At 70.1% G+C, this 14,462-nt stretch carries 18 protein-coding genes; 5 read left to right on the top strand and 13 right to left on the bottom strand.

The features are described from left to right. Positions 1 to 18 precede the first annotated feature (18 nt). Entirely contained in the window at positions 19 to 1,068 is a 1,050-nt protein-coding gene (locus ACFYRH_RS13965; RefSeq protein ID WP_387773384.1) for a 1-aminocyclopropane-1-carboxylate deaminase, read from the top strand. On the opposite strand, the gene ACFYRH_RS13960 is transcribed toward ACFYRH_RS13965, so the two are convergent. From ACFYRH_RS13960 to hisI, 12 genes are all read right to left on the bottom strand, one after another. Then, positions 1,029 to 1,754, bottom strand: a complete 726-nt coding sequence (locus tag ACFYRH_RS13960) for a VIT1/CCC1 transporter family protein (protein ID WP_387773381.1) — start codon at positions 1,752 to 1,754, stop codon at positions 1,029 to 1,031. The two genes, ACFYRH_RS13965 and ACFYRH_RS13960, sit on opposite strands and share 40 nt — an antisense overlap. Continuing rightward, positions 1,747 to 2,757, bottom strand: a complete 1,011-nt coding sequence (lgt, locus tag ACFYRH_RS13955) for a prolipoprotein diacylglyceryl transferase (RefSeq protein ID WP_387773378.1) — start codon at positions 2,755 to 2,757, stop codon at positions 1,747 to 1,749. Before lgt ends, ACFYRH_RS13960 begins: the two co-directional genes overlap by 8 nt. 64 nt (positions 2,758 to 2,821) lie before the next feature. Continuing rightward, the gene (locus tag ACFYRH_RS13950) at positions 2,822 to 3,529 is read right to left on the bottom strand and encodes a DsbA family protein (protein ID WP_387773375.1); all 708 of its coding nucleotides are present in this window, start codon (positions 3,527 to 3,529) and stop codon (positions 2,822 to 2,824) included. Further along, the gene (locus tag ACFYRH_RS13945) at positions 3,526 to 4,002 is read right to left on the bottom strand and encodes a MauE/DoxX family redox-associated membrane protein (protein WP_387773372.1); all 477 of its coding nucleotides are present in this window, start codon (positions 4,000 to 4,002) and stop codon (positions 3,526 to 3,528) included. Before ACFYRH_RS13945 ends, ACFYRH_RS13950 begins: the two co-directional genes overlap by 4 nt. Next, the gene (locus tag ACFYRH_RS13940) at positions 3,999 to 4,655 is read right to left on the bottom strand and encodes an SCO family protein (RefSeq protein WP_387773369.1); all 657 of its coding nucleotides are present in this window, start codon (positions 4,653 to 4,655) and stop codon (positions 3,999 to 4,001) included. Before ACFYRH_RS13940 ends, ACFYRH_RS13945 begins: the two co-directional genes overlap by 4 nt. 7 nt (positions 4,656 to 4,662) lie before the next feature. Further along, entirely contained in the window at positions 4,663 to 5,487 is an 825-nt protein-coding gene (gene trpA / locus ACFYRH_RS13935; RefSeq protein WP_387773366.1) for a tryptophan synthase subunit alpha, read from the bottom strand. After that, positions 5,480 to 6,691: a tryptophan synthase subunit beta gene (gene trpB, locus ACFYRH_RS13930; RefSeq protein ID WP_387773363.1), complete on the bottom strand. Its 1,212-nt coding sequence runs from the start codon at positions 6,689 to 6,691 to the stop codon at positions 5,480 to 5,482. Before trpB ends, trpA begins: the two co-directional genes overlap by 8 nt. A 77-nt stretch (positions 6,692 to 6,768) precedes the next feature. Continuing rightward, positions 6,769 to 7,575: an indole-3-glycerol phosphate synthase TrpC gene (trpC, locus tag ACFYRH_RS13925; RefSeq protein ID WP_387773360.1), complete on the bottom strand. Its 807-nt coding sequence runs from the start codon at positions 7,573 to 7,575 to the stop codon at positions 6,769 to 6,771. A gap of 13 nt (positions 7,576 to 7,588) precedes the next feature. After that, positions 7,589 to 7,846: an HGxxPAAW family protein gene (locus tag ACFYRH_RS13920; protein WP_387773357.1), complete on the bottom strand. Its 258-nt coding sequence runs from the start codon at positions 7,844 to 7,846 to the stop codon at positions 7,589 to 7,591. 57 nt (positions 7,847 to 7,903) lie between these two features. Continuing rightward, positions 7,904 to 8,437 carry a Trp biosynthesis-associated membrane protein gene (locus tag ACFYRH_RS13915; RefSeq protein ID WP_387773354.1) on the bottom strand — a complete coding sequence of 178 codons (534 nt, stop codon included), beginning with the start codon at positions 8,435 to 8,437 and terminating at the stop codon, positions 7,904 to 7,906. After that, positions 8,437 to 9,927 carry an anthranilate synthase component I gene (locus tag ACFYRH_RS13910; protein WP_387773351.1) on the bottom strand — a complete coding sequence of 497 codons (1,491 nt, stop codon included), beginning with the start codon at positions 9,925 to 9,927 and terminating at the stop codon, positions 8,437 to 8,439. The genes ACFYRH_RS13915 and ACFYRH_RS13910 overlap by 1 nt, the downstream gene beginning before the upstream one ends. Further along, positions 9,924 to 10,253 carry a phosphoribosyl-AMP cyclohydrolase gene (hisI, locus tag ACFYRH_RS13905; protein WP_387773348.1) on the bottom strand — a complete coding sequence of 110 codons (330 nt, stop codon included), beginning with the start codon at positions 10,251 to 10,253 and terminating at the stop codon, positions 9,924 to 9,926. The genes ACFYRH_RS13910 and hisI overlap by 4 nt, the downstream gene beginning before the upstream one ends. A gap of 50 nt (positions 10,254 to 10,303) precedes the next feature. Between hisI and ACFYRH_RS13900 the strand changes: the two genes are divergently transcribed. Both ACFYRH_RS13900 and ACFYRH_RS13895 read left to right on the top strand, forming a co-directional pair. After that, positions 10,304 to 10,729 carry a hypothetical protein gene (locus tag ACFYRH_RS13900; RefSeq protein WP_387773345.1) on the top strand — a complete coding sequence of 142 codons (426 nt, stop codon included), beginning with the start codon at positions 10,304 to 10,306 and terminating at the stop codon, positions 10,727 to 10,729. A gap of 12 nt (positions 10,730 to 10,741) precedes the next feature. After that, on the top strand, positions 10,742 to 11,848 hold the full coding sequence (locus ACFYRH_RS13895) for a dipeptidase (protein WP_387773342.1): 1,107 nt from the start codon (positions 10,742 to 10,744) through the stop codon (positions 11,846 to 11,848). Here the strand turns inward: ACFYRH_RS13895 and ACFYRH_RS13890 are convergent. Next, the gene (locus ACFYRH_RS13890; protein WP_387775273.1) at positions 11,845 to 12,042 is read right to left on the bottom strand and encodes a GNAT family N-acetyltransferase; all 198 of its coding nucleotides are present in this window, start codon (positions 12,040 to 12,042) and stop codon (positions 11,845 to 11,847) included. The genes ACFYRH_RS13895 and ACFYRH_RS13890 overlap by 4 nt on opposite strands. An 840-nt stretch (positions 12,043 to 12,882) precedes the next feature. Here ACFYRH_RS13890 and ACFYRH_RS13885 point away from each other — a divergent pair. Beyond that, entirely contained in the window at positions 12,883 to 13,887 is a 1,005-nt protein-coding gene (locus ACFYRH_RS13885; protein WP_387773340.1) for a hypothetical protein, read from the top strand. A gap of 210 nt (positions 13,888 to 14,097) precedes the next feature. Further along, positions 14,098 to 14,418 carry a Fe-S cluster assembly protein HesB gene (locus tag ACFYRH_RS13880; RefSeq protein WP_387773337.1) on the top strand — a complete coding sequence of 107 codons (321 nt, stop codon included), beginning with the start codon at positions 14,098 to 14,100 and terminating at the stop codon, positions 14,416 to 14,418. The last annotated feature ends 44 nt before the right edge of the window (positions 14,419 to 14,462 follow it).

Genomic DNA, 14,462 nt, shown 5'->3' with positions numbered 1-14,462 from the left:
ACCTGGAGGATGGTAGCCATGGCGTTGACCGATTTTCCCCGCTATCCGTTGTTGTTCGGGCCGAGCCCGGTGCACCCGCTGGAGCGGCTCAGCGCCGCTCTCGGGGGCGCGAAGATCTGGGCGAAGCGGGAGGACTGCAACTCCGGGCTCGCGTACGGCGGGAACAAGACGCGAAAGCTCGAGTACCTGCTGCCGGACGCGCTCGCCCGCGGCGCCGACACGCTCGTGTCGATCGGTGGGTACCAGTCGAACCACACCCGGCAGGTGGCCGCGGTGGCGGCGAAGGCCGGGATGAAGGCCGTCCTGGTCCAGGAGAACTGGGTGAACTGGCCGGACGCGCTCAACGACCGGGTCGGGAACATCCTGCTCAGCCGGATCATGGGCGCCGAGGTACGGCTCGACCCGTCCGGGTTCGGGATCGGGTTCAAGGACAGCTGGAAGCAGGCCCTCGCGGACGTCGAGGCCCGCGGCGGTACGCCGTACGCGATCCCGGCCGGCGCCTCGGACCACCGGCTCGGCGGACTCGGCTTCGCGAACTGGGCGTACGAGGTCGAGCAGCAGGAACGCGAACTCGGGGTGTTCTTCGACACTGTGGTGGTCTGCTCGGTGACCGGCTCGACGCATGCCGGGATGATCGCCGGGTTCGCCGGCCAGGAGCGGCCGCGGCGGGTGATCGGGATCGACGCCAGCGCCAAGCTCCAGGAGACCCGCGACCAGGTCGAGCGGATCGCGCGCGCCACCGCCGACCTGATCGGCCTCGGCCGGGACCTCCGCGACGACGAGATCACCGTCCTCGAAGGCTGGGCCGGCGACGAGTACGGCATCCCCGTGCAGTCCACGCTCGACGCGATCCGCCTGACGGGTCAGCTCGAGGGCATGATCATCGACCCGGTCTACGAGGGAAAGTCGATGGCCGGGCTGATCGACCTGATCCGCACCGGCGACATCCCCAAGGACTCAACGGTCCTCTACGCCCACCTCGGCGGCCAGCCCGCGCTGAACGCCTACAGCGGACTGTTCGCGTCGAGTCAACCGATCCCCGGGCCGACCAGCGTGCCGACGAAGTAGGTCAGGCCGGCGGCTGCCGCGCCGAGGAGCAGTTGGCGAAGGCCGGAGTACCACCAGGAGCGGCTGGTGACGCGGGAGACGACCGCGCCGCAGATGAACAGGGCGGTCAGGGACAGGATCAGCGACGGCAGGACGTTGCCCGCGCCGACGAGGTACGGCGCCAGCGGGACGAAGGCACCGACGGCGAAGCAGACGAACGAGGACGCGGCCGCGACCACCGGGTTCGGCAGGTCGCCCGGGTCGATGCCGAGCTCCTCGCGGACGTGCTCCTCGAGGGCCTGGTCGGGGTCGGCGTGGAACTGCTTGGCGACCTTGCTGGCCAGGTCCGGGTCGAGGCCCTTGGCGCGGTAGGTCTCGGCGAGCTCGATCTCCTCGTCGACCGGGTGTTTCTTGATCTCCGAGCGCTCGACCTCGATCTCGGCGTGCGCCAGCTCCCGCTGGGAGGCGACCGAGGTGTACTCGCCCGCGGCCATCGAGAACGCTCCGGCCGCCAGCCCGGCGAGGCCGGCCAGCACGATGAACTTGGAGCCGGAGCTGGTGCCGCCGTCCATGCCGGCGATCAGCGCGAAGTTCGAGACCAGCCCGTCCATCGCGCCGAACACCGCCGGCCGCAGCCAGCCGCCGTTCACATCGCGGTGCGTGTGATCACCGTGATGCTCCGGGGAAACCTGCGGATACTCAGTCACGGGACCCGTCGGGTGACTCGGACTTCGGGGAACCGTTGGTACTGCCCGCATCCACCTTGCCGGACTCCTCGAGCGGATCGGACTCTTCCACCTTCTCAGACTCCTCCGTCCGAGCCGGTTCCGCAGCCTTCTCCGGCTCGGCGGTTCCGCCGGAGGCCGTGCCCGTGGAGATGTCTTCCTGGCCGGGGCGTTTCCAGGCGCTGATGGCGAAGGCGACGACGGCGATCACGAACAGGATGATCGCGGTCCACACGTTCAGCCGGAGGCCGAGGAAGTGGTTCACGGTGTCGATCCGCATGTTCTCGATCCACGCGCGACCGGCGGTGTACGCCGCGACGTACAGGAAGAACGCCCGTCCGTGGCCCAGTTTGAAGCGGCGGTCGACGATCAGTAGCAATGCGACCACACCGAGGTTCCAGACCGCTTCGTAGAGGAACGTCGGGTGGAACGTCGCGAAGTCGGCGTACCCGGCGGGGCGGTGCTCCGGCGCGATCTCCAGGCCCCACGGCTTCGTGGTCGGGCGGCCGAACAGCTCCTGGTTGAAGTAGTTCCCGAACCGGCCGAACACCTGCGCCAGCGCGATCCCGGGCGCCATCGCGTCCGCGACCGCCAGGAACGGCACCTTGGCGCGCCGGCAGGCGATCCACGCGCCGAGCGCGCCGAAGCCGACCGCGCCCCAGATACCGAGCCCGCCGTGCCAGATCTTCAGCGCGTCGATCGGGTGCTTGCCCTCGCCGAAGTACAGCTCGGCGTCGGTGACCACGTGGTAGATGCGGGCACCGATCAACCCGAACGGGATCGCCCAGAACATGATGTCGGCGAGCACCGGCGCGGACCCGCCACGCGCCACCCAGCGCCGGCGACCGAGCCAGTAGCCGACGAAGATGCCGGCCAGGATGCACAGCGCGTACGCCCGGATCGGTACGCCGAGGACGTGCCAGACACCCTGGCTCGGACTAGGGATGAACGCCGGAACCATCACGGCGGGAATCAGACTAGACATGGCAAAGGGGAACGCTACTCGACCCACCAGAACACGGCCAGGAACGCACGGTCACGATGGGGCCTCAGCTTGCGACCGCGTCAACGGCCTTCTGCAGCCCTTCGGCGGACAGTTGGTCGGCGGCGAGCTGCTTACCGTTCACGTAGACGGTCGGCGTCCCGGTCACACCGCGGTCGTCGGACGCCTTGCTGACGGACTCCAGCCAGCCTGCGTAGGTGTTGTTCTGCAACGCCTGCTGGAACTTCTGGTCGCCGACCCCGAGCTGCTTGCCGAGCTCGATCAGCTGGTCGGTGGTCCAGGACTTCGAGAAGTCGCCGTACATCTCGTCGGCGAAGCTCAAAGCCTTGCCGTTCGCGGCGGCCGCGGCGAACGCGTTCGCCAGCCGCGGCGAGGCGTCCGGGTTCACGAACTGCAACGGCCAGTACGTGAGCGTCGCCGTACCGTCCTGGACGAGCTCGTCGACGGTGGCGCCACTCTCCTTCTCGAACTCCGCGCAATGCGGGCAGCGGAAGTCGAGGTACAGGTCGATGTTCACCTTGGCGCCGGCCTTGCCGACCGTGACGCCCTTGCCGTCCGTGCCCGGACCGGTGATCACGGCCGGCTCGGCGCGGCCGTTCGAGCTCACCTCGACCTTGGAGTGACCGCGGTAGTACTGCACGCCGACCCCGGCGGCGAGCGCCAGGACCAGGACGATCACCACGACGATCCCGGGCGAGACCCGGCGCTTCTGCGGCTGCAGCAGCGGATTCCCGGGGGAATTGGTCTTGCTCACGACGCGGCGACTCCTTGTGCTTCGGATACGACGGCGAACTTGCTCGCCGGGAACAACCACAGCCACCCCGCCAGCACCAGCAGCCCGAGATCACGGAGGATCTCCTGCAGGTACTTCGTCTGGCCGGGTGCGACCGCGCCGCCGCCGCCGAAGCAGCCGCAGTCGATCGACAGACCGCGAGCCCAGGCGGACGACACCGCGGCGATGAACACCACCAGGAAAACACCCGCGGCCGCGGCGGACGCGCGGACACCGAAGCCGACGATCAACAGCAACCCGATCGCGATCTCCAGGAACGGCAGCCCCCAGCCGACCGGTTGCACCAGCGCCGACGGGAGCAGTTCGTACGCCCGGACCGCCTGCGCGGCCGTCTCCGGATCGGTCACCTTGAGCGCGCCCGCGACCAGCATCACACCGCCGAGCAGCAGCCGAGCCCCGAGCGAGACCCATCCGAACCAGGAGCGACGCTTCACTGGTTGTCCTCGACCAGCTTCCCGAAGTCGTGGGCGAGGTCACCGATCGCGGCGTTCGACAACCAGATGATGGTCGCCTTGTCGTTCTTCCCGAACCCGATCACCTGCGCTCCGTGACCGACCTCGTACCCACCGGAGGGCAGTTTCTGCATCCCCTCCACCGGCACGCCGACCGCCTTGGCGACGTCCTTGATCGACGTCAGCGATCCGGTCAGCCCGGTGAACGCCGGGTCGAACCGGTCCAGGTACTTGCGGATCACCGGGCCGGTGTCGCGGGCCGGATCCGTGGTGATGAACAGCATCTGGATCTGGTCCTGCACCGGCTTGTCCAGCTTGGTCAGCGCGGACGCCACGTCGGCCATCACCGTCGGGCACACGTCGGGGCAGTTCGTATACCCGAAGAACACCAGCGTGACCGGCTTCTTCGTCGACGTGACCAGGTTGAACGGGTTGCCGCCGGTGTCGGTCAGGGTTGCCGCGGGCATCGAGTACGGCCGGTCCAGCGTCGCGCCGCGCAACCCGTTCGGGTCCTGGCTGCTGCGGATGATCGCACCGCCGGGGTTGTCGGGTTTCTCGTCCTTGCCACTGCAGCCCGCGAGGGCGAGCAGAGCCACCGCGGTCAGCAGGAGCACCGCGTTCCTGGTTCGACTCACGGCGGTACTAACGCTCAACGGTGCCGCGAGGTTCCCGGCGGACGCCGCCGGCCAGATCCTCGGTGAGCGTGCGCACCCCGGCCGGGCCGCCGTCGGTGAGCGCCTTGACGAGGGCCGCGCCAACGATCGCCGCGTCCGCGAACGCCACCACACCGGCTGCCTGGTCGCCGTTCGAGATGCCGAGACCGACGCCGACCGGCACACCCGTCGCTGCCTTCACGCGGGCGACCAGCGGCGCCGCGAGGTCCGACGGCTTGTCCCGGGCGCCGGTGACACCCATCACAGCGGTCGCGTAGACGAAGCCGCGGCAGGCCGCCGTCGTCATCGCGATCCGCTCGTCGGTCGACGACGGCGATACCAGGAACACCTTGTCCAGGTCGTGCTTGTCCGCGGCCGCGATCCACTCCGCGCCCTCGTCCGGGATCAGGTCGGGGGTGATCAGCCCCGCTCCCCCGACCCCGGCGAAATCGGCCGCGAACCGGTCCACGCCGTACCGCTCGATCGGGTTCCAGTACGTCATCACGAGCACCGGGACATCGGAGTACGCCGCGACCTTCTCGACCGTACTGAGGACGTCACGCGTCCGCAGGCCGCCGGCGAGGGCGATCTCGGTGGCGCGCTGGATGGTGACGCCGTCCATCACCGGGTCGCTGTACGGCAGGCCGATCTCGATCACGTCGACGCCGCCGTCGACGAGCGCCTTGATCCCGTCCACGCCCCCGTCGTACGTCGGGTACCCGGCGGGGAGGTAGCCGACCAGAGCGCCGCGGCCCTCGTCGTTCGCCTTCCGGATCGCCGCGCCGGCCTTGCCCAGGGCAACGAGCTCACTCATCGCCGGCCCCCTTCTCACCCAGGCCGAACCAGCTGGCCGCCGTGTCCATGTCCTTGTCCCCGCGACCGGACAGGTTCACCAGAATTGTTGCCTCAGGCCCCAGTTCCTTGGCGACGTCGAGCGCGCCGGCGACCGCGTGCGCGGACTCGATCGCCGGGATGATGCCCTCGGTCTTGGACAGCAGCCGGAACGCCTCCATCGCCTCCGCGTCGGTGATCGGCCGGTACGACGCCCGCCCGGTCTCCGCCAGCCACGCGTGCTCCGGACCGACGCCGGGGTAGTCCAGCCCGGCCGAGATCGAGTGCGACTCGATCGTCTGCCCGTCCTCGTCCTGCAACAGGAACGACCGCGCACCGTGCAGTACGCCGACCTGCCCCGCGCTGATCGTGGCGGCGTGCCGGCCGGTCTCGAACCCGTCGCCGCCCGGCTCGATGCCGTACAGCCTCACGCCCTCGTCCGGGATGAACGCGGTGAACAGGCCGATCGCGTTCGACCCGCCGCCGACCGACGCGACCGCGGCGTCCGGGAGCTTGCCGAGCAGCGCGAGGGACTGCTCGCGGGCCTCGTCACCGATACCGCGGACGAAGTCGCGCACCATCGCGGGGAACGGGTGCGAACCGGCCGCCGTACCGAGGATGTAGTGCGTCTTGTCGACGCTCGCGACCCAGTCCCGCAGCGCCTCGTTGATCGCGTCCTTCAGCGTCCGGCTGCCGGTCTTGACCGAGATCACCTCGGCGCCCAGCAACCGCATCCGGGCCACGTTCAGCGCCTGCCGCTCGGTGTCGACCTCGCCCATGTAGACGACGCACTCGAGACCGAGGTACGCGCAGGCGGTCGCCGTCGCGACACCGTGCTGACCGGCGCCGGTCTCGGCGATCACCCGCGGCTTGCCCATCCGCTTGGTGAGCAGCGCCTGGCCGATCGCGTTCCGGATCTTGTGCGCGCCGGTGTGGTTCAGGTCCTCGCGCTTCAGCAGGATCCGCGCGCCGGCCACGTCGGACAGCCGGGTCGCGTCGTACAGCAGGCTCGGGGCGCCGATGTACTCGCGCAGCATCCGCTCGAACTCGTCGGTGAACTCGCGGTCGGCCATGGCGTCGCGCCAGGCCTGCGTCAGTTCGTCGAGCGGCGCGATCAGCGCCTCCGGCATGAACCTGCCGCCGAAACGGCCGAAGTGCCCGAACTGGTCGGGCAGCACAGTACTCATCCGAAAAACCTTCCAAGCCCGGCCCAGACGGCGCGGGAGAGTTTCTTTCCCAGTGCCGTTTGGACCGGTTGGGATTGCTAGTGCCGCTGCTGGATGGCGGGGTGCGATCCGGCGGCGACGAGGTCGGCGACCGAGGCGCGAGGATCGCGGCCGGTCACCAGGGTCTCACCGACGAGGACGACATCGGCCCCGGCGCGCGCGAACTCGATTACATCATGCGGGCCGCGGACACCGGACTCCGCCACCCGGACCAGCTCGGTCGGGATCGTCGGCGCCACCCGCGCGAAGGTGTCCCGGTCGACCTCGAGAGTCTTCAGGTTCCGGTTGTTCACGCCGATCAGCTGAGCGCCGGCGTCCACCGCACGCCGGGTCTCCTCCTCGTCGTGCACCTCGACCAGCGGGCACAGACCGATCGAGTGGGCCCGCTCGATCAGCGAGACCAGCGCCTCCTGCTCCAGCGCCGCGGCGATCAGCAGCACCATGTCGGCGCCGGCCGCCCGCGCTTCCCAGAGCTGGTACGACGAGACCACGAAGTCCTTGCGCAGGACCGGCACGTCGACCCGGCCGCGGACCGCGCGCAGGTCGTCCAGGCTGCCGTTGAACCGGCGCTCTTCGGTCAGCACCGAAATCGCCGCGGCGCCACCCAGCTCGTACTCCCCGGCCAGCGCGGCCGGGTCGGTGATCTCGGCCAGCTCGCCCTTGGACGGGCTGGACCGCTTCACCTCGGCGATCACCGCGATCCCGTCGCCGCGGAACACCGGCATCGGGTCCTTGGCGTCGGGCTTGCGCTGGGCCTCCAGCTTCAGGTCGTCCAGGCTGACCCGCGCCTGGCGCTCCGCGAGGTCCGCACGGACCCCGGCGAGAATGTCGTCAAGCACAGTCATGTCCGTCCGCCCCTCAGTGGTCGCCGTCGCTCGGGACCCCGAAGCCCAGCAACTGCAGCACCTTGCCGGCCAGCGCGCCTACCACCGCGATGCCGACAGAGATCCAGAACAGCACCCAGTTCGGGCCGAGCACCATCGCGATGGCCCCGAGCGTGAACGCGACCAGCACGATCGCCACCGCGGTCCAGGCCGCCGGACTGTTGCCGTGCAGATCGTGAGGTGCTTCCTCCTCGATCCGGGCTGATGTTTGATCGGCCACCGTATTGTCCATAGTTGGCGCCACTCCTCCTCGTCGTCCCGGTCCTATTGTGGCGGTAGCCCGCCGCGATCAGAGAGTCGGGTCCTCCCCGGCGTCGATCGCCTTCCACTGATCGGCTGGTGAGGCAGCCGGATCACGCTCGTAACGCTGGGTCGCGCGACGCCAGCGATGCGCGGTCAGGATCGCGATCAGACCCGCCGCGACCAAAGCGATCCCGCCGCCGAGCGCGAACCACGGCGCCGGGCCTCCGCTCTGCGTCACCCGGTCCGCGAGTACGTCGCTGATCTCCGGCCGCAGCCGGCTCAGTTCTGCACTGCTCGGCCGCACGGTCAGGGCGACGACGACCGCGATCGCACCCATCACCAGGACCAATCCCCCGAGCACCCGGCGCAGCGCCGTACCGGCGAGTTTCATCACCACGACCGCGACCACCGACGCGAGCGCCAGCGTGACCGGGGCCTTGGTGATCGTGTAGCCGTTGAAATGCACCGGTAGCCGGCCGTTGCCCGGGTCGACCGTGACCCAGGTCAGGTACGCCGACAACGCGAGCAGCGCGAGCGCCAGCACCGTGAGGGCGTCGACCAGTCGCTGCGGTTTTCCCATCAGACGTCCCGGAACGTTCCCGCGACGGCGATCGCGTTCAGCACCGCCGCTGCCTTGGTGCGGCACTCGGCATCCTCCGAGTCCGGGTCGGAGTCGGCCACGATGCCCGCACCGGCCTGCACGTACGCCGTCCCGCCGCGCAGCACCGCGGTCCGGATCGCGATCGCGGTGTCGGCGTCCCCGGCGAAGTCCAGGTACCCGACGACGCCGCCGTACACGCCGCGGCGGGTGATCTCGAGCTTGTCGATGATCTCCATCGCCCGCGGCTTCGGGGCCCCGGACAACGTGCCGGCCGGGAACGCCGCGGTGAGCGCGTCGAACGCGGTCCGGCCGGCGGCCAGCCGGCCCGTCACCGTGGACTCCAGGTGCATGACGTGGCTGTAGCGGCGGACGTCCATGAAGTCGACGACCTCGACCGTGCCCGGCGCGCAGACCTTGCCGACATCGTTGCGGCCGAGGTCGACCAGCATCAGGTGCTCGGCGCGCTCCTTCAGATCCGCGCGCAGCTCCTCCTCGAGCGCGTGGTCCTCCTCCGGCGTCGCGCCGCGGCGTCGGGTGCCCGCGATCGGGTGCAGGATCACCTTGTTGTCGGTGACCTTGACCAGCGCCTCCGGGCTGGAGCCGACGATGTCGAAACCGTCCAGACGGACCAGGTACATGTACGGGCTCGGGTTCGACCGGCGCAGTACCCGGTAGATGTCCAGCGCCGACGCGGTGGTCGGCAGTTCGAACCGCTGGGAGACGACGATCTGGAACGCCTCGCCGGCCCGGATCTCCTCCTTGGCGTGCTCGACGGCCTCCCGGTACTCCGCGCTGGAGCGCTGCCGGTGCGGGTCCGGCTGGGCCTGGCGGTCCGCCTGGACGACGTACGACGGGGTGGGCTGCGCGAGGTCGCGCTCCATCGCGTCGAGTCGGCGTACGGCGTCCGCGTAGGCCTCGTCGACGCGGTCGTCGGAGTCGTCCCAGTTGACCGCGTTCGCGATCAGCCAGATCTCGCCGGTCTCGTGGTCGAGCGCGGCCAGGTCGGTGGCGAACAGGAACGTCAGCTCGGGCAGACCGAGGTCGTCGGTGGTTGTGTCCGGCAACCGCTCCAGGCGGCGGACGGCGTCGTACCCGAGGAAGCCGACCATGCCGCCGGTCAGCGGCGGCAGGTCCGGCAGCCGCGGCGTGTGCAGGATCTCGAGGGTCTCGCGGAGCGCCTGCAGCGGGTCACCGGTCTGCGGCAGGCCGACGGGCGGGTTGCCGGTCCAGATCGCTTCACCGTCGCGCTCGGTCAGCGTCGCGGCGGAGCGGACGCCGATGAACGAGTACCGCGACCAGACGCCGCCGTTCTCCGCCGACTCGAGCAGGAACGTCCCCTCGCGCTCGGCGGCGAGCTTGCCGTACACCCCGATCGGCGTCTCGGCGTCGGCCATCAGCCGCCGGGTGACCGGGATGACCCGGCGGTCCTTCGCGTACTCGCGGAAGGTCTCCAGCTCCGGAACCGTCACGCCCCCACCTCGATCTCGCCGTGCTCGAAGCAGCTGCGGGTACCGGTGTGGCAGGCCGGTCCTTCCTGGTCGACGAGCACCAGCAGGGTGTCCGCGTCGCAGTCGACGAGGATCTGCTTGACGTGCTGACGATGGCCACTGGTCTCGCCCTTGACCCAGTACTGCTGCCGGCTCCGCGACCAGAACGTGCTCCGCCCGGTCTGCGCGGTACGGCGTACCGCCTCGGCGTTCATCCAGCCCACCATCAGGACCTCGCGCGTGTCGTACTGCTGCACCACTGCGGGGATCAGCCCGGCCGCGTCGAAGGTCAACTCGTCGATGTCCACCGGCCTATTGTCTCCGATGAGGACGAGTGCCCCGACCACGGGAGGCCGCAGTGGACCTGAACGCGTACTACGCCGAGAACCGGCGACGCCGGGACCTGGCTCAGCAGGAGTTCGCCGAACGGACGCACAAATGGCGCTTCGCGCTGTCCGCGGACGCGTCGGCCTGGGCCGAGAGCTGGGACGGCCCGGTCGTCGCCGGCAATCTCAGCGCACTCGTCCACGACGCGGACGCCTCCGGCTTGTTCCTCACCCCGGAGCCCGGATCGATCCGGACCGCGTTCAGCACCCGTGACCCGCGCACCGAGGAGAACACCGGCGAGGGCTTCGGCTTCTGGCCGACCGTCGCCGAGCACCTGATCGTGCAGGCCGGGACAGCGATCGGGTACGACGAGTTGCCCGGGCTCGGCGTACTGGAGGTGCTTCGGCGGGTTGTTGACACGTTCGCCACCCCGCGGGCGAGCTACCAGCAGGCCTGACAGGATGAGGGAATGACGACGAGTGAGGCGCGGGTCGAGGCGGTGCTGGGCGAGCATCCGGTGGTGGACGGGCACAACGACCTGCCGATTGCGTTCTACGAGCTGTGTGGGTACGACCTGGATGCCCACGACCTCTCCGGGCCGGTGCCGGAGCTGAACACCGACCTGCCGCGGCTGCGCGCCGGTCACGTCGGCGCCCAGTTCTGGTCGTTGTGGGTACCGCAGGACGAGCACGCGGTACGGCGTACCTTCGAGCAGCTCGACTTCGTCCGGCGGTTCGTGGCGCGGTTCCCGTCCGAGCTCCAGCTCGCGGACACCGCCGACGACGTGGACGCGGCGATCAAGGCGGGCCGGATCGCGTCGCTGATGGGTATGGAGGGCGGCCACTCGATCGGCGAGTCGCTCGGAGTGCTGCGGGTGATGCGCAGCCTCGGCGTCCGGTACATGACGCTCACCCACAACAACAACGTCTCCTGGGCGGACTCGGCGACCGACGAGCCGGTGCTCGGCGGGCTGAGCGAGTTCGGTGCGGACGTCGTCCGGGAGATGAACCGGATCGGCATGCTCGTCGACCTCTCGCACGTCTCGGCGGACACCATGCGGCACGCCCTGCGGGTGACGAGCGCACCGGTGATCTTCAGTCACTCGTCGGCGCGCGCGGTCTGCGACGTACCGCGGAACGCGCCCGACGACGTCCTCGAGACGCTCGCCCGCAACGACGGCGTCTGCATGGTCACCTTCGTCCCGTACTTCGTCTCCCAGCGGTACGTCGACTGGCTCGACGGACTGCGGGCGCTCGCGAAGGAACATGACATGGAAGGCCGCGAGCACCGCGAACAACTGGAGGCGATGTACGGCCTCCCCGAGCCGGCCGTCACGCTCGCGGACGTGGTGGAGCACGTCGAACACGTCCGCGAGGTGGCCGGCGTCGACCACATCGGTCTGGGCGGCGACTACGACGGCTGCCCGGATTTCCCGGTGGAGCTGCCGGACGTGGCGTCGTACCCGGTGCTGTTCAGGGCGCTGGCCGACCGCGGCTGGAGCGACGAGGAACTCGGAAAACTTGCCGGTGGCAACATCCGCCGCGTGCTCCGGGCCGCGGACGACGCCGCTGCCTAGGCCTCCCGGTACTGCGAGCGGATCTCGTCCAACGCCTCGAGGCCCGCGGCCTGGTACGTCGCGACCGCGCCGACGTTGAACGCCGGCGTGCAGGTGTAGATGCTGGACGCGCCCAGCTCCCGCATCGCCCGCGCGCACGCGAGCACCATCGCCGTACCGTATCCACGCCCGCGGTGCAGCCGGTGGACACCCATCGGCTCGATGTACCCGGGCTTGCCCGCGCCCGCCGACAGATCGTCGCGGCGGCGACGGACTCGCCGATGTCGTTCCGCAGGACCAGGCACTGTGCGTCGTCGTACGGCAGACCGTCCGCCATCGCGAACCAGCGCTCGTTGGTGAACGTCGACCCGTCGAACGACGCGCGCTGTACGCCGGCCCGCTCGTGCGCCTCCTCGGCGCCGATCACGTCGACCCGGACACCCGGGTCCGGAACCGGGTCGGTGAGGTCGCGGCGGAGCGGGATCCACGGCTGGTCCGGGTTCCACCCGTCCTTGAAGAGCAGGTCCTGGACCAGAGCGCCCATCGGTGTCTCGACGAACACCTTGCCCTCGATCAGGACGCCGGCCGCCGGGTCGGACACGTCGGCGACGATCCGCTGCGCGAGCTCCTCGTCGCGCTGCGCGTCCGGCGCGATCGACATCCGCACCCAGTCCGGCTCGTCGAGCATCCCGATCGCGACGATCTCCCCGTCCCGCCGCCAGATCCGCGTCGCGGCCGCCGTCCGCTCGATCCCGAACCGCCAGAACCACCCGAGATCCCCCGGGTGCAATTGCAGCGGCACCCCCTCCCGCGTCCAGTCCCGCAACGCCCCCACAACATCCCCGAGCTCCCCGACCCCCGCAGTACCCATCGCAATCGCCATACCCCCGATCCCACACCATCCCCCCACCCCTCCGCACACCGGTTTCACTCCCGTTTCCACTTTGTGCACCGCGTCCGCGTCTTGCGCGTACCGGCGTACGGCAACCGTGCACAAGGCGGGTTATCCACAGGCGGTCGAGCGAGGTGGTGGCCTGGTCGGCGAGGATCGAGGGGTGGAGAGGCTGTCGGCTGGGGTTCGGGCGGCGCTGGTACGCCGGTGGAGCCGGCCGATGCAGCACGCGGAACTGCTGGCGATCGGCCTGCAGAAGTTCGAGATCGAGCGACTCGTCCGGCGCAGCCACCTGCAGCACGCGCACGGCCGGTACGTCGCCGGCGCCGTCGACCGCCGACTCGCCGTCGCCGCCTGCGCCCAGGCGGCGCATCCGCGGTCGGTGATCAGTCATTTCACCGCAGCCGAACTCGTCGGGCTGCGGACCTGGTCCGACCGCGACTCGCGATCGGCTGCGGAGCCGATGTGGCTGAGCTGCGAACCCGGGCCGCGCCGGAACCTGAAACGCCCGGACGTCGTCCTGCGCCGGGCCGGACTGACCGAGGCCGATCTCGAACTTCGGCGCGGGCTCTGGCTGACCTCCGTGCCGCGCACCACGGTCGACATCGCGCGCGAGCTTCCACTGCCCGAAGCCGTGGTGACCGTCGATCACGCCCTGGCCGGTCCGGTACTCCGCGACGACCTCGACGCCGTACTGGCGCGGCAGTACCGATGGCCCGGGATCGTGAACGCGCGAAGGGCCGTCGCGCTCGCCGATCGGCTGTCGGAGTCCGCACTGGAGTCGTTCGCGCGAATCGTGTTCGTCGAAGGCGATCTGCCGACGCCGATCCTGCAAGCACAGTTCTGGGACGGCGCACGCTGGCTGACGGAACGGGTCGACTTCTGGTGGCCGCACTTCCGCACGGTGGGTGAGGCCGACGGACTGGAGAAGTTCGAGGCGCCGACCGCGACCGAGCGCCGCGCGCGCCTGCGCCGGTCGTTCGAGCGCGACCAGCGGCTCGCGGATCGTGGACTCGAGCTCGTGCATTTCGGCTGGGAGGACGCCGTACTGCGGCCCGCCGAGCTGATCCGCCGCTTCCACGCCGCCTTCGCCCGCGGCTCCCGCCGTACCGGCCCCACCCCCGCCTGGCGTCCCGCCCCCACGCGCCCCGCCCGCCCGGCCGCCTAACCGCCCCCAGCCCCCAGCCCCCAGCCCCAGCACCCGCCACCCGATCGCCTGTATGCGGCGACTTTGTGCATGAGGTCCGTGGAGGGGGCGCGGATCGGCACGGAGTGCATGCACAAACTCGCGGGGAGAGAAGGGTGGGCCGGGTGGGTTTGTGATTTGGCGGGGAGGGCACGGGACGGGCTCAAGTGACAACCGACGGATGGAGTGGCTGTGCTGACCCTGACTGAGAACGCGACACTGGTGATCAAGAGCATCACTGGGGTCGAGGGCGCGCCGGAGGGAGCCGGTGTGCGGATCTCGCAGGAGAACCCGGCGGATCCGGCACTGGCGGTGACCACGACCGAGGCACCGCAGCCGGGTGACCAGGTCGTCGAGGAGGCGGGTGCCCGGGTCTTCCTCGAGCAGAACGCCGCGAACGCCCTCGACGACAAGATCCTGGACGCGGCGGTCGACGACAAGGGCGGTGTCGAGTTCCTGCTGGTCCCGCAGCCCGGGGCCGGTCGGGAGAACGGTGCCGCCCCGACCCCCTGACACCGGGCAGGTGTAACCGAGAACGGGTAGTGCTCCCGATCCCG

It is taken from the genome of Kribbella sp. NPDC004875 (genome assembly GCF_042873375.1).
In the GTDB taxonomy this organism is placed as follows: domain Bacteria; phylum Actinomycetota; class Actinomycetes; order Propionibacteriales; family Kribbellaceae; genus Kribbella.
This window is presented reverse-complemented; position numbering and strand designations above follow the sequence as displayed.

What these genes read in the sequence shown, in the direction of transcription:
- ACFYRH_RS13965 (WP_387773384.1), top strand. Translation starts at nt 19, where the DNA reads ATGGCGTTGACCGATTTTCCCCGCTATCCGTTGTTGTTCGGGCCGAGC.
- lgt (WP_387773378.1), bottom strand. Translation starts at nt 2,757, where the DNA reads ATGTCTAGTCTGATTCCCGCCGTGATGGTTCCGGCGTTCATCCCTAGT.
- trpA (WP_387773366.1), bottom strand. Translation starts at nt 5,487, where the DNA reads ATGAGTGAGCTCGTTGCCCTGGGCAAGGCCGGCGCGGCGATCCGGAAG.
- trpB (WP_387773363.1), bottom strand. Translation starts at nt 6,691, where the DNA reads ATGAGTACTGTGCTGCCCGACCAGTTCGGGCACTTCGGCCGTTTCGGC.
- trpC (WP_387773360.1), bottom strand. Translation starts at nt 7,575, where the DNA reads ATGACTGTGCTTGACGACATTCTCGCCGGGGTCCGTGCGGACCTCGCG.
- ACFYRH_RS13920 (WP_387773357.1), bottom strand. Translation starts at nt 7,846, where the DNA reads ATGGACAATACGGTGGCCGATCAAACATCAGCCCGGATCGAGGAGGAA.
- ACFYRH_RS13915 (WP_387773354.1), bottom strand. Translation starts at nt 8,437, where the DNA reads ATGGGAAAACCGCAGCGACTGGTCGACGCCCTCACGGTGCTGGCGCTC.
- ACFYRH_RS13895 (WP_387773342.1), top strand. Translation starts at nt 10,742, where the DNA reads ATGACGACGAGTGAGGCGCGGGTCGAGGCGGTGCTGGGCGAGCATCCG.
- ACFYRH_RS13890 (WP_387775273.1), bottom strand. Translation starts at nt 12,042, where the DNA reads ATGGGTGTCCACCGGCTGCACCGCGGGCGTGGATACGGTACGGCGATG.